The sequence below is a fragment of the Leptospira noumeaensis genome (assembly GCF_004770765.1).
In the GTDB taxonomy this organism is placed as follows: Bacteria; Spirochaetota; Leptospiria; order Leptospirales; family Leptospiraceae; genus Leptospira_A; species Leptospira_A noumeaensis.
The window spans coordinates 407,959-420,557 of record NZ_RQFK01000026.1 but is presented as its reverse complement, the minus strand read 5'-3'; the positions used below and the strand labels follow the sequence as shown (position 1 = coordinate 420,557).

Sequence of the window (12,599 nt, the reverse complement as noted above, 5' to 3'; positions counted from 1 at the left end):
CCTACCGGATACCAATATTCTATCCGGGGACTTCCCTTACGAGAATCTATTTTTTAGGAAATTCAAAGGCAAAAATGGAGCCACCTTTGGGGTTTGGGGAAACGGAAACTTCTCCTGAATGCAAACGAGCGATGTGTTTGACTATGGAAAGGCCAAGGCCCGTTCCCCCTTCCTTCCTAGAACGATTGGTATCCACTCGGAAAAAACGTTCAAAGATCCTTTCGGCATCTTCGGCAGAAATTCCAATTCCATGGTCAATCACTTGGATTTGATTTTTATTTTCTGTGGATAAAGCCCGGACGATCACACTGGAACCTTCAGGGCTATAAGCCGAGGCATTCGAAATCAAATTTACGAGTAGGTCTTCCAGTAACAAACGATCGGCTTGCACTTTGAAGTCCGAAGGGATGTCCAAAACCAAATTCTGTTTTTTCTGCGAATAAATGACACCTAGTGAGTCCGAAACATTTTTTACTAGATCCAAAAGGGAAAAGTCAGTCAGATTCAAAACTGTTTTGTGGTTTTCCAGACGTGAGACCGTCAACATATCTTCCACAATCCGAATGAGCCTCTCTGTATTCCTAAGAATGGCATCCAAAAATTTCCTTTCATTCGAATCTTGTGGAAGTTTTAGTTTGTATTCCAAAGTCTCAGCATACCCCTTAATCGATGTTATGGGAGTTTTTAATTCATGCGAAGCATTTTGGAAAAATTGTTCACGGATGAGTTGGTTTTGTCTGTCTTCGGTGATGTCTGATAACACACCAATATACAACTGGATCATGGAATCCGACTTGATAGGATAAATTCGGGCTGTATAAAAGTGAATTCCATCTTGGAATTCTGTTTTCCCTTCCACTCCATGATGGATTTTATCTTTAATGAAAGTGAGGAGTTCTTTATTTTTAATTGAAGGAATATAATCTTTAAACTGGGAATTTTTTTGGATCAATGTATCCGAAATATTTCGATTCAAAAATAGAAATTTTTCATTTCGATCAATCGCAAAAACACCTTCCTTTAAATTTTGTAATAAATAATTAAACTTTTCTTTTTCAACTGTCAGATCCAAAAATTGGACTTTGAGTCGTCTTGCCATTTCGTTAATGGAAGAGGTCAGTGTGGCAAGTTCTCGAATGTCAGGTGATGAAAGTTCAACTCCAAAATCCCCCGCATTGATTTCTTTTGTTTTTTTCTCAACAGTGGCTAACGGATCTGTGATTCGCATCGCAATGTTTGTGGAAATATAAAAAGTTCCAAATATAGAAATTAAAACAAATCCAAATAAAATTAACGGACGTACTGCGGGTACAACTAGATCGTAAATATAAAATACACCCAGGGCTAGGGTCAGCAAAACAAGTAAAAGACCCCAGTTGAGTAACAGTAATGTAGAAAAAAAACTACGCATCTCGGAATCGGTAACCGACCCCGCGAATGGTTTCTAATCTTTCTTTTTCAGAAAGTAATTTGTCGCGAAGGCGTTTGATATTTACATCCACAGTTCTGTCAGTTACAAAAACGTCTTTTCCCCAAATTCGATCTAAGAGTTTGTCCCTAGAAAAAGCTACCCCAGGATTTCCAGCAAATAGTTGTAAAAGTTTGAATTCGATTAATGTCAGATCAATTTCTGTTCCTTCTACAAACACTTTGTGTGCTGTTGGGTTGATTTGGATTTTTCCAGTGGAAATGGTGCCTTGGACTTCTTGGTTTGGATCAGTTGTCCTTCGTGTAACTGTTCTTACGCGAGCAACAAGTTCTCTAATGTTGAATGGTTTGCGAATGTAATCATCGGCACCAAGCTCGAGGCCGAGAACTACATCGGTCTCCCCGGTTTTTGCTGTTACCATTAAAATGGGAATGTGCGGGTATTTTTCTTTGATTCGTTTGCAAAGATCCATCCCACCAATTCCGGGTAACATCAGATCTAAGATGATTCCATCCGGGAGATTTTTTTCTAAACGGGGGAGGACTTCCATCCCATTGTGACATACTTCAGTTTGAAATCCTTCTTCCTCTAAATGGAATTGGATGAGTCCTGCAATGTCTTCTTCGTCATCTACAATTAGTATTTTCATGAATTATTCCAAAAGTAACAGGGATTCATTACAAACAGAATACAAAATGATGACAAAGAAACGATATCTATCTATTTCCCGAGCATTTGGTTGATGTCTCGGATGGCTTGGCGTTGTCTGAGTAACAAAAATCCAAGGAATCCAAAAAACAAAAAGAAGGCAAGTCCATAAACCCAAAGGAGGGAACGAAGGCGGGCTTGTTCTTTTTCGATGGCTTGGATTTCTTCCAAATGGGAGATGAGAAAATAAAAATGATCAGCCTTTGGGTAAGATTTTTTGATTTCTGTTCGGAGCTCCGAAACGAGCACCTTGGAATCCTCTTTGGAAAGGGACTCGATAAGCGGTAGAGATTTATCCAAATCCATTTTCAAAAATTCTTCCGCTGATGGCAATGCCTCGGCAGAAAGGGAGATGGCAAAACAAAGAATGGGGAGAACCAATAAACCTTTCACGAATACTCTAAACCTCTTCAAATCCAAGTTTCTCTTTCCATTCATTCAGAAAAGGAATTCTTGTGTTGAGGAGTAAAAAGCCAAGAACAAGTGAGTAAAAACAGAAAAACAAACTGGAACTAATCAAAATCGGTAAAAGTAATCCTGTGTTCTCTTGATAAAAAACGGATAGAAACATTGTCACCATTGGGATAAGGAATAACAAAATAGAAAGCCCTACGGAGGAGAATAAGAACTTCAGTGGCAATATTTGTCCTAACACACGCAAGCGGATCACTGGTGGTGCTTCCGAATGTTTTAAAAACGGATCAGGATGATGAAATGCGTCGGTGTTGCGAATGATTTTGGGATCAACTTTCGATTTCATGTGACCACCATTTTCTGATAAGATCCTTCCCTCTGGAAATATGGCTTTTGATCGTACCCAGTTTTATATTTAAGTCGGATGCAATTTCTTTGAGAGGTTTGTTTTCAAAGTAGTGTAATAGAATCGGCATTTGGTATGATTTTGGTAATTTTGCAATGAGGGATCGCAAGTTGTGGTTTGTTTCTTCTTTGTCTAAAATATCTACTACACTAGGTTTTGAATGATCAGCAACAGAACTGATATCTTCTTTCCAATCAGTAATGGGTAGTTTTTTCTTTTTAAAAACTTTTGTTAGGCGAAATCTTGCGATCTGAAACAACCAAGTCGAAAATTGTGATTCACCGCGAAATTGGCTGAGTGATTCGTATGTTTTTAAAAATACTTCTTGGGTGAAATCTTCTGCTTCTTCATCCGTGAGGAAGGCTTTTTTTGCCTGTGAAAATACCATACCTTGGTATCTTTTCATGAGCACTTCGAATTGGGACACGTCTCCACGTAAGACAGATTGGACAGAATTCCAATCCTCCTCATTGCAGATACGTTTTGTCGATTCTACCGACTCATTTTGTAGAAGGTCAAGAGACCGAGTCCAATTGCGAATGGGATTAACCCTCCTAACATCGCCATAGAACTACCTAAGACGAGTATAAATACAAACGATAAGGCAAAACCAGTGAATGTCAACAAAAGACCTAGGAAAAATGAATACAATCTGATGTCAAAACTCCAAGGTTTGTATTGCCCTGATTGGATCAGAGCCATCTTTTGTTTATGCCACCACTGAAACAAAAAAAACAAAAGTGTGGTACCAAAAATAATTCCTACATTGGGAACCAGATAAAGAACCAATCGATAAGGATCGGATCCTCCTGATTTTTGGATCTCTGTTAATAAATTTAAAATTGTTTCATATTGTTCCGGTGTCATGAAACCGCTTCTCCAATTAAATTAGATGCGTATGTACTCAGTAAAGACATCCCTTCTGGTTTGTCACATTGGAAAATTTGAATTCCTATATTTGTAATATCTGAATCTGCTTTTTTTAGACTTCTGAGACTTCCGTAAAAAGTGTAGGGAGAAGAATTGATGACCATTTGAAAGGATACAGGTGATCCTAATGTTCTGTTTTCGATACTTGTGCCTGCTGGTATGGACATACTAATCCCACGCCCGTCTTGGCTAATGTCTCTAACGGGTGTTGTGCGAATAGCGGTTTCCCAATCTTTAGCATAAGCAAATTCTAATTGGAAAATAAATTCTTCCGCCTTTTGTTCTAAAAAAGTGAGTAAGGGGCCAATTCCTTCTGGACCTTCGATATCGGATTGTAAGGAAGGATTTCCGAGATCTGGCAAATTGCTGATGATTTCAAAATATCCAAGTAATACCTTTCCATTGGAAAAAAATGGGAAAATGAGTGTGGATTTAGTATTGTTTAATAGGAGAGAATCTAAATAAGAACGAATATAAATTTCAGTGAGTTTTTTCGGACTATAAAAACTTCTATCCGTATAAAAAATCCTTCGATTCGCATCACGCACGTAATATGGTGCTTTGGAAGTGGCAAGGGCTTCCATTAGTTGTGTGTCCACCGCATAATAAAAACCAATTTGTACTTTTTTTATAAAGTATCCATAGTTTGTCAGAGTTTGTTCTAAGTGGACTTGCCACTGGGTCAATATTTGATTGATGATCGAAGTTTTTCCATAAATTGAGATGACAGTTCCGAGATCTGCAGTTTGTGCCATTTTGATTTCGTAAGCGGAGATGTCTTCAATGGCTGCTCGTTTGGCAGAACGTTCCAAAGGTTCAATCAGGATTTCGTAAACTTGGAGAAGATCGTCTTGGTAGGGGTTCACTGGTTTGACACGGAGTTCGACTCTATTTTCTTTGAGGACACAGACCAGGGATTTTGGTTTGGAAAGGAGTGGTTCAGTTGCTGTAATTGTAATATGAACCGACTTCAAAATATCATTTACGGCCACCGGATTTGTAAGAGTGAACTTTTGTTTGGAATCTCTCTCTTGGAGGACGGTAGTAGTCAGTTTGGAAACAATTCCTAAAAGTGTCCTTTGGTCGGTCAGTCTGTATTTTTTCATGGTCTAAGCAGTATGATACGTAAAATCCTAATTTTTGCCATAGTTTTTCCATCCTTTTTGCCTCTATGGGCAGAAAAACCAAAGTACCAATACTTCGGCAAGGCATACGACCTAAGTACTGGAAAGTACATATATTCTGACAATCATAAAGAATATTATAATAATGGAAAACACATCTATTCAGACATCCAATACAAAGATGCCGAAGGAAAAGTTTTTGGCACCAAACACATCGAATTTGATAAAAATTCGGAAGTACCTACATTTAAAACAGAAGACTTTCGAGATGGTTATATTGAAGGAGCGGATGTAAAAGGTAAGTCTGTTCGTTTATTTTCCAAACGTAAAAAAGAAGATCCTCTTTCCGAAAAAACTTACACTCCTAAGTCACCCGCTGTGATGGACGGGGGATTTGATTATTTTGTGAGAAACAATTGGGAACCTTTATCCAAAGGAGAAAGATTGTCTTTTCATTTTTTGGCTCCCATCCAACTGGATGATTATCAGTTTGCTGCAGAAAAAATTCGAGACGGAGTCTGGAAAGGAAGACCTGCATTGTATTTACGATTAGAAGTTGATAATTTTCTTTTGAAACAAGTTGTGAAACCTTTCCTTTTGGTTTATGATGTACAAACAAGAAGGATCTTACAATTTGAAGGACTTTCCAATATCAATGATGAAAATGGTAAAAGTTTGAAAGTAAAAATTGTTTACGATTATCCCAAGGAAGTATTGGAAAATTGACACAAAGGACATTTGATCAGTTCTTTAAAAACCCTCGGACTTGGAAGGAAGACCTTGTGGCCGTGGGTGGAGATTTTTCTGTAGAACGTCTGTTATATGCCTATACCCATGGAATTTTCCCATGGTCGGAAGATCCTGTTCGTTGGTATTGTTTAGACCCACGTGCCATCTTTGATTTAAAAAGAGTTCATTTTTCAAAAACCGTCCAACGCAAAGTCAGGCAAGGAAAGTTTCGAATCAGTTTTAATAAAGCATTTCCGATTGTGATGCAAGGTTGTTCCTATAGAGAAAAAGATAATACTTGGATCACACCTGGATTTATCGAAGGTTATGCAGAATTACATCGATTGGGTTGGGCCCATTCCGTAGAAGTGTGGAATGCAGAGAATGTACTCGTTGGCGGGGTGTATGGGGTTGCTATTGGCAAATTTTTTGCCGGTGAAAGTATGTTTTCTTTTGAATCTGATGCAGGAAAGGTCGGCCTTTTTCATTTATTCGAAAAACTGAGGATGTCTGGATTTGAACTTTTTGACACCCAACAACTCAATCATGTGACTTGGCAGTTGGGTGCTTATGAAATTCCAAAACTATCTTATTTAGACCGTTTGGAGCGAGCGTTAGGTGACGGAAAACCTTGGGTCATTCCAACTTAACTCGACTAAATTCATCCAGTTCCACTTTCCATAATTTCTGAATTTCACCTGTGATTTTTTCCCATTCCTTGTCTCCGATTTTGGGAGCAATGTAGGGATCAAAGTTCGGATGATTTTCCCAAAAATTATCGAGTTCCAATTTAGAAATGGTAGTTCTAAAAATTTCGGCTTCTTGGATCTCAGCATCTGGGTTGTTTTCCCCTTGAATGAAAAATGGTTTGGAAAGACTGACAGAAAGCCTATGGAAATGATGTAAGGCTAGGGCATAACCCACTCTTAACATAACCAAACTTTGGTATTCAGTTCCTGTTTTCCTATAATCAGAGTTATCGTTGAAAGTGAGTGCGGAGTTACTTCCATAGGTGATGTTCACTTCGCTTTTTTGGTCTTTATCCACTTCCGATTCAAAACGTTTGAGTTCTGATCCAAGAATTTTTGGTAAAATCAAATTGGCAAAACTTGTCAGACCTTCGTGGTTACCATCCCTCAAAAGAGTGATCTCTTGTTTGGTGATTTCTTTGGGACTACAACCAACGAACAAAACAAGAGTTACAAGGAAGTTGAGAACAAGTTTCATCTTATCCTTTATTTGACTTAATTTTGGCAAATTCTACATCAATGCGACCGGTTAACATTTTGAAATACATGATCCAATCGGAGATGAAAGAATAAAACGGATAGGTAAAGGTTGCTGGTCGGTTCTTTTCTACGAAAAAATGCCCAATCCATGCGAAGAAATACCCACTAACAAGGGCAAAGGCTAAGATATAGAACTTACCTGTTGATAAAAATCCGAGGATACATCCTAATGCTAGACTTGATCCAATAAAGTGAAGAGCACGGTTGAAAGGATGACTATGTTCTTCTAAATAAAATGGGAAAAAATCTTTGAGTGTTTTGTATTTCTTTTCCATACTTGGCTCCAATGATTTGATCTTAATAGATATTTTAACCTCTGCCAACACAAAAATGATTCTAAATATTAGAGTTTATCCCTAGTTTTTTTGTCTATATTCGACAATTCGGATATGATTTCAAAATTGTGTTGCGCGTTAGTGGGTACTGACTAATGTGCATTAACATTTAGAATCTAACAGAGAGTTAAATTTAGCAAGAAAGCAGGAGAATGTATGAAACCTAAATCGATTAAACCGGATGAGCTGAGTAAGATTTTTACCGAACTTAAAAAAGGTGAAGAGACTGCCATCGGAAGCTATTTGGTAAAAGGGGTTCGCCTTCAAATCAGTAAATACAATCTTTCCGGTGCAGAGCGAGTTCAATTGTTATACAAAAGAAGAAGAGCCCAAGGAATGTGTATTGTATGCGGAAAAAAAGTCACAAAGAAAAATCCATCTACAGACCAACTCTATAGATTGTGCGAAGAACACCGCAACAAGATCGATAAAGGTACTAAGTAACCAATTTACCTGAGAGAGTTTCCCGCTTTTCTTTGCGGGAGCTCACTCCAAACTTTTTCTCTCTCCTCTTCGGTCATCACCGACCATTTTCCAATCTCTTCAATGGTTCGAAAACATCCTGCACAGAGTCCTGAGTCGGGATCCATCATACAGACTTTGGTACAAGGCGATTTTAGTGACATAGGCCTGAAAATAGTAAATTTTTATAAATTTTCCTAAGCTAGTTTGGGAATCCGTCGATCCTTCCCATAAGGGAAAAGGAATTCGCATGTTGGATTGGGTAGAATCACTTAGAAGTTTATTTACTAATGAAATAGACTGTTACAAGCGCCTTCTGGAATTGGAAGGAAAAAAAAGAGCGGCCATCCATTCTGCGGATGGAAAATCCCTCGAGTCCCTTGTCAAAGATAGTTACCATATTATGGTAGAAGCGTCTGAATTGGAACGCATTCGGATGAAAACCATCGAAGACGTCTATGAAAAGGAAAAATTCACAAAAGACGAGTCTTCCATCACACTCACCAATTTTTTAAATCAAATGGATCGTGAATCCAATTTTAAACTTAAAACCTTTGCTTTAGAATTAAAGAAGGTAGTGGCAGATCTGAAAGATGCCATCATCATCAATGACAAACTCTTAAAAACAAGAAAAGAGTTTTTGCAAACAACTGTTGACTCTTTGCAAGAGTTATCCAGAGAAAATGTTTATACCTCACACAAACAACCGACAAGGCGTGGGCAGGGCCAAAAAGGCGCGATCATTTTGAACGCGACTGCCTAGGAGTATCGTATGGGATCAACATTCCAAGGAATTGAAATAGGGAAACGAGGACTTTCGGTCCACCAACAAGCGATCCAAACTACAGGTCATAACATATCCAATGCGGATAACAAACATTATGCTCGCCAAAGAGTGGTCATGAATAGTATGGACCCTCTGTATGAACCAGCTTTCAACCGAGCAGAGGTTCCAGGACAAATTGGACAAGGGGTAAAAGTTTCCGAAATTGAAAGAGTTCGGGATAATTTCATTGATGACCGTATCATTGATTCTTCTTCTCTCAAAGAATATTGGGGAAAAAAGAACGATTACTTATACCAAGTAGAAACAGTTTTTAACGAACCAACAGGAACCACACTTCGTTCCATGATGGATCAGTTCTGGTCTTCCTGGGAGGATCTTTCTAACTACCCAGAAGAAACAGCACATAGAGCTGTGGTTCAAGAAAAAGCGGAAGCCCTTGGTTCAAGAATGGAAGATGTGTATCGCAAACTTTCTCTCTTACGTGACCAGTCCAATCGTGAGATCGAATCCAAAGTCAATCATTTGAATACAGTGGCAGAGAATATCAAATCTCTGAACGAAAAAATCACAAAATCACAAGCATTAGGTGATAATCCCAATGACCTTTTGGATAGAAGGGATGAACTTTTACAAGAACTTGCGGGAATGGCGGACATTACCATTGGCCGCAGTGATGAAGATGAACTCATGGTTTTTATTGGCCAACAGATCCTTGTCCAAGGACAAAAGGTTCATAAAATTGATTTGGTCGGAAACCCCAATAACGATGGCCTTCTGGATTTAAAATGGTCAGAGACTGGTGATACAGTCCTTCTTCGTAAGGGAAGCATCCAAGCTTTATACGAAATCAGAGACCGAATCCTTGTCGAAAAAATCAATGCCGTTGATGCCCTTGCCATCAATGCGATGGATGTCATCAACGAAATCCATAAAGATGGATTTGGTTTGAATGGAAAAACCAATCTTAACTTTTTTGAAAGTAGGGCTCTTGCTACCAATACCTTCGGTGAAATTGATACCGATGGAGATGGATTAAACGATAAAACGGCTGTGTTCCGCGTGACTGGTCGCACATCACTTGATGCGGATCGTCCAATTGGAATTTCAGGAACCATGCGTTTTCTAAAAGCAAGTCCTGGTGGGGAAACAGAGATTTTGGTTCCTTACTCTAAAGATGATACTTTGAATGCTGTCATCAAACGAATCAATCGTTCGGAGACAGGTGTTGTCGCTTACATGTCGCATGACAACCAGTTGGCGCTAAAAGCAACCACGAACCCTCTGGATAAAAAAGAAAACTTTATGATCCGCCACTTAGAAGATTCCGGGGAACTACTTGTGGGTCTGACAGGAATCTTAACAGCTACGGGTGTGGCTGGATCTTTTGATTACCGCAAAGTAGGTGAAATCAACAAATTCCAAGCCAATGCCCAGGACATCACTCTCACACCGATGTATCATCCTTCTTCTTTCTTTAAAATGTCTGAAGATGTGAGAAACAATCCGGCAAACATTGCTGCCGCTCGTGGTAAAGATGTCAATGGATCTGGTGATTACAATTCACCTAACGGACAAAAAGACGGATCCAATGCCCTTCTCATTGCCGCAGCCCTCCGCGAAAAACCGGTGATGTTTGATTATTCCAAAACAACAGATGATTTTTATAACTCACTCATCTCTAGACTTGGAACCGAGGCAAGAGAAGCAAAACAAGAGTATACCACTCAAAATGAACTGATGGTGGAACTAGAAAACATGCGTCAGTCTGTGATGGGTGTGAACTTAGATGAGGAGATGGCCAATATGGTTCAGTTCCAACAATCGTATAATGCTTCGGCGAGAATGATCTCCACACTCAATGAAATGTTAGATACCATCATCAATAGGTTAGGTGTATAATCATGATCAGAATCACTAACATGATGCAAAACAATTCCTTGGTGCGAAACTTAAACCGCCACCAAGTGGCGATGGATGAAACCCAAACCCAACTAGGAACCGGATTAAAAATCCGTAAACCATCCGATGATCCGGGTGCGGCCACAAACCAAATGTACTTCAGGTCACGTCTGAACGAACTTTCCCAATACGAAGAAAACATTGGGGATGGATACCAAAGGTTACAACAGATCGATGGTGTCCTCGACAAAATGGGAGAAATTTTCCAAAGGGCTCGTGTCCTTACCGTTCAGGCCGGAAACGGAATTTACCAAGGGGACAAGGGATTTGAATTGGAAGTGGCGATTGGCAAAGAGATCGACCAACATTTACGTGCCATTGTGGATCTTGCGAATGCTCGTGATGCTACCGGACAACCTTTGTTTGGTGGTCATGTCATCGAAAGACCTCCTTTTGAACCGATTGAATCCAAAATTAAAGGTCTGCAAGGCCTAGAACTCAAAAACCAATACGTAGGTGTGGAGTATCGCGGTGATATCGGAGAACAACTCCGTGAAATCGAAAAAGGCGAATACATTCCGATTACCATTCCGGGAAACAAAGTGTTTTGGGGAACAAACGTCAGTGTCACTTCCAAAGTGGATAACTCTGCTTACCAAGCCACTTCCGACCAAAAGTTCAAAATTGATGGAGTAGAAATTCATATCTCTGTGGGTGATACGATTGATGATGTGATTGATAAAATCAATAACTCACCACTTGAAGTCAAAGCAAGTAAACTAGCACAAGATAACATTTCTATTTCTTCTACGGCACCTCACCAAATTTGGCTAGAGGACGTGGATGGAGGAACTGTACTTCGTGACATTGGACTCATTGAACCAAGTGCCAGTGAACCACCGAATAACTTTTCTAAGTCGGCAACGGTCACTGGACTATCTGTATTTGATGTTCTCATCCAACTAAGAAATGATTTAATCCAAAAAGACCAAGAACGAATTGGTGGTAGGGATTTGGGTGATCTGGATTTAGCTCTAGAGAATATCCTTCGTCACCGTTCGACCGTTGGTGCTCGTATGAATCGTTTGGAACAACATGAAGAACGAGTTTCTTACGACAAAATGTATATGACAGAACTTCTTGCTAAAAATGAAGGAATCGATTTCCCGGAAACAATTATGAATATGAAATGGTTGGAAACAATTCATAGTTATGCGTTAAATGTTGGTTCTAAAATTATCAAACCAACTCTTATGGATTTCCTTCGGTAACGGAAACTAAATGACGGTTATATTAGAAAGAAAAGAAAGTACAGGAACTAGAATGTCGGTAACGATTCACACAAAACCTTTCGGAACCATCCAAGTGGACGCAAAACAAATCCTAAAATTCCCACAAGGGTTACTTGGATTTGATGAATTTGATGAGTATGCTCTTATCGAAGAAAGTCCAGAAAGTCCTTTCAAATGGTTACAATCCACGAAAGAATCGGGCCTTGCGTTTATCGTCATCCAACCAGAACTGTTTATGAATGATTATAAACCTGCTGTTTCCGATGAAGAATTACATGACATAGGTCTTAAGTCTTGGAAAGAAGGAATTATTTTTTTAATTGTTACCATTCCTCATGACAATCCCAAAGGAATGACGGCCAACTTACAAGGCCCTATCATTTTGAATGGAAAAGAAGGGAAGGGAAAACAATGTATTTCTCGTGATGAAAATCATCCCATTCGAAAAAACATCATTGAATCTATGGAAGAAATGTCTTCCGAAAAGGTATAATTCGTGTTAGTTCTTGCAAGGAGGAGCAACCAGTCCATTATGATCGGTGATGATATCGAAATTGTGATTGTCGATATCAAAGGTGACCAAGTAAAGATTGGTGTCAAAGCTCCCAAAAATGTTTCTGTCCACCGGGCAGAAGTGTATAAAGAAATTCAGGAAGAAAACAAAAAAGCTGCCGGAACCAATATCAAACCAGAAGATTTGGGCAAACTCGGCGATTTGTTCAAAAAGAAAACTTAACTTGATCTTTCTTTAGAATCACTTTTCCCTGGAATTTGATTTTTAGGGAGAGACATTCG

Annotated in this window: 18 protein-coding genes; 8 read left to right on the top strand and 10 right to left on the bottom strand. The window is 39.1% G+C overall.

Annotated features, from left to right (window positions below):
- Positions 1-46: 46 nt before the first annotated feature.
- The 7 genes from EHQ24_RS10080 to EHQ24_RS10050 form a co-directional block, all read right to left on the bottom strand.
- The gene (locus EHQ24_RS10080) at positions 47-1,411 is read right to left on the bottom strand and encodes a HAMP domain-containing sensor histidine kinase (protein WP_135601515.1); all 1,365 of its coding nucleotides are present in this window, start codon (positions 1,409-1,411) and stop codon (positions 47-49) included.
- Positions 1,404-2,078: a response regulator gene (locus tag EHQ24_RS10075; RefSeq protein WP_004787594.1), complete on the bottom strand. Its 675-nt coding sequence runs from the start codon at positions 2,076-2,078 to the stop codon at positions 1,404-1,406. Before EHQ24_RS10075 ends, EHQ24_RS10080 begins: the two co-directional genes overlap by 8 nt.
- 71 nt (positions 2,079-2,149) lie before the next feature.
- The gene (locus tag EHQ24_RS10070) at positions 2,150-2,530 is read right to left on the bottom strand and encodes a hypothetical protein (protein WP_135601514.1); all 381 of its coding nucleotides are present in this window, start codon (positions 2,528-2,530) and stop codon (positions 2,150-2,152) included.
- A gap of 7 nt (positions 2,531-2,537) precedes the next feature.
- Positions 2,538-2,897 carry a hypothetical protein gene (locus EHQ24_RS10065; RefSeq protein WP_135601513.1) on the bottom strand — a complete coding sequence of 120 codons (360 nt, stop codon included), beginning with the start codon at positions 2,895-2,897 and terminating at the stop codon, positions 2,538-2,540.
- On the bottom strand, positions 2,881-3,363 hold the full coding sequence (locus tag EHQ24_RS10060) for an RNA polymerase sigma factor (RefSeq protein WP_135601512.1): 483 nt from the start codon (positions 3,361-3,363) through the stop codon (positions 2,881-2,883). Before EHQ24_RS10060 ends, EHQ24_RS10065 begins: the two co-directional genes overlap by 17 nt.
- Before the next feature lie 86 nt (positions 3,364-3,449).
- Entirely contained in the window at positions 3,450-3,824 is a 375-nt protein-coding gene (locus EHQ24_RS10055) for a hypothetical protein (RefSeq protein WP_135601511.1), read from the bottom strand.
- On the bottom strand, positions 3,821-4,993 hold the full coding sequence (locus EHQ24_RS10050) for a hypothetical protein (protein ID WP_135601510.1): 1,173 nt from the start codon (positions 4,991-4,993) through the stop codon (positions 3,821-3,823). Before EHQ24_RS10050 ends, EHQ24_RS10055 begins: the two co-directional genes overlap by 4 nt.
- Before the next feature lie 12 nt (positions 4,994-5,005).
- Here EHQ24_RS10050 and EHQ24_RS10045 point away from each other — a divergent pair, with 12 nt between their 5' ends.
- Complete coding sequence (locus EHQ24_RS10045) at positions 5,006-5,737, top strand: hypothetical protein (protein ID WP_135601509.1); 732 nt, start codon at positions 5,006-5,008, stop codon at positions 5,735-5,737.
- A complete protein-coding gene (gene aat, locus EHQ24_RS10040) occupies positions 5,734-6,390 on the top strand; it encodes a leucyl/phenylalanyl-tRNA--protein transferase (protein WP_135601508.1) in 657 nt (218 codons plus the stop codon). Before EHQ24_RS10045 ends, aat begins: the two co-directional genes overlap by 4 nt.
- Here the strand turns inward: aat and EHQ24_RS10035 are convergent.
- On the bottom strand, positions 6,377-6,967 hold the full coding sequence (locus EHQ24_RS10035) for a hypothetical protein (RefSeq protein WP_135601507.1): 591 nt from the start codon (positions 6,965-6,967) through the stop codon (positions 6,377-6,379). The two genes, aat and EHQ24_RS10035, sit on opposite strands and share 14 nt — an antisense overlap.
- 1 nt (position 6,968) lies before the next feature.
- Positions 6,969-7,304, bottom strand: a complete 336-nt coding sequence (locus EHQ24_RS10030; RefSeq protein ID WP_100789130.1) for an Mpo1-like protein — start codon at positions 7,302-7,304, stop codon at positions 6,969-6,971.
- Positions 7,305-7,520: 216 nt separating this feature from the next.
- On the opposite strand from EHQ24_RS10030, the gene EHQ24_RS10025 reads away from it, so the two are divergent.
- Complete coding sequence (locus EHQ24_RS10025; protein WP_135601506.1) at positions 7,521-7,808, top strand: LIC10235 family protein; 288 nt, start codon at positions 7,521-7,523, stop codon at positions 7,806-7,808.
- Positions 7,809-7,813: 5 nt separating this feature from the next.
- On the opposite strand, the gene EHQ24_RS10020 is transcribed toward EHQ24_RS10025, so the two are convergent.
- Positions 7,814-7,990 carry a DUF1289 domain-containing protein gene (locus EHQ24_RS10020; protein ID WP_135601505.1) on the bottom strand — a complete coding sequence of 59 codons (177 nt, stop codon included), beginning with the start codon at positions 7,988-7,990 and terminating at the stop codon, positions 7,814-7,816.
- Positions 7,991-8,076: 86 nt separating this feature from the next.
- On the opposite strand from EHQ24_RS10020, the gene flgN reads away from it, so the two are divergent.
- From flgN to csrA, 5 genes are read left to right on the top strand one after another with little or no spacing between them, the layout of a single operon-like run.
- Positions 8,077-8,589 carry a flagellar export chaperone FlgN gene (flgN, locus tag EHQ24_RS10015; protein ID WP_135601504.1) on the top strand — a complete coding sequence of 171 codons (513 nt, stop codon included), beginning with the start codon at positions 8,077-8,079 and terminating at the stop codon, positions 8,587-8,589.
- Positions 8,590-8,598: 9 nt separating this feature from the next.
- Positions 8,599-10,512 carry a flagellar hook-associated protein FlgK gene (gene flgK, locus EHQ24_RS10010; RefSeq protein WP_135601503.1) on the top strand — a complete coding sequence of 638 codons (1,914 nt, stop codon included), beginning with the start codon at positions 8,599-8,601 and terminating at the stop codon, positions 10,510-10,512.
- Between the two features lie 5 nt (positions 10,513-10,517).
- Positions 10,518-11,783: a flagellar hook-associated protein 3 gene (locus EHQ24_RS10005; RefSeq protein ID WP_244310451.1), complete on the top strand. Its 1,266-nt coding sequence runs from the start codon at positions 10,518-10,520 to the stop codon at positions 11,781-11,783.
- Between the two features lie 52 nt (positions 11,784-11,835).
- Positions 11,836-12,297: a flagellar assembly protein FliW gene (fliW, locus tag EHQ24_RS10000; protein WP_208725800.1), complete on the top strand. Its 462-nt coding sequence runs from the start codon at positions 11,836-11,838 to the stop codon at positions 12,295-12,297.
- A 3-nt stretch (positions 12,298-12,300) separates the two neighbouring features.
- Positions 12,301-12,540, top strand: coding sequence for a carbon storage regulator CsrA (csrA, locus tag EHQ24_RS09995; protein WP_012390131.1), 240 nt, complete (start codon positions 12,301-12,303; stop codon positions 12,538-12,540).
- Positions 12,541-12,599: the final 59 nt, after the last annotated feature.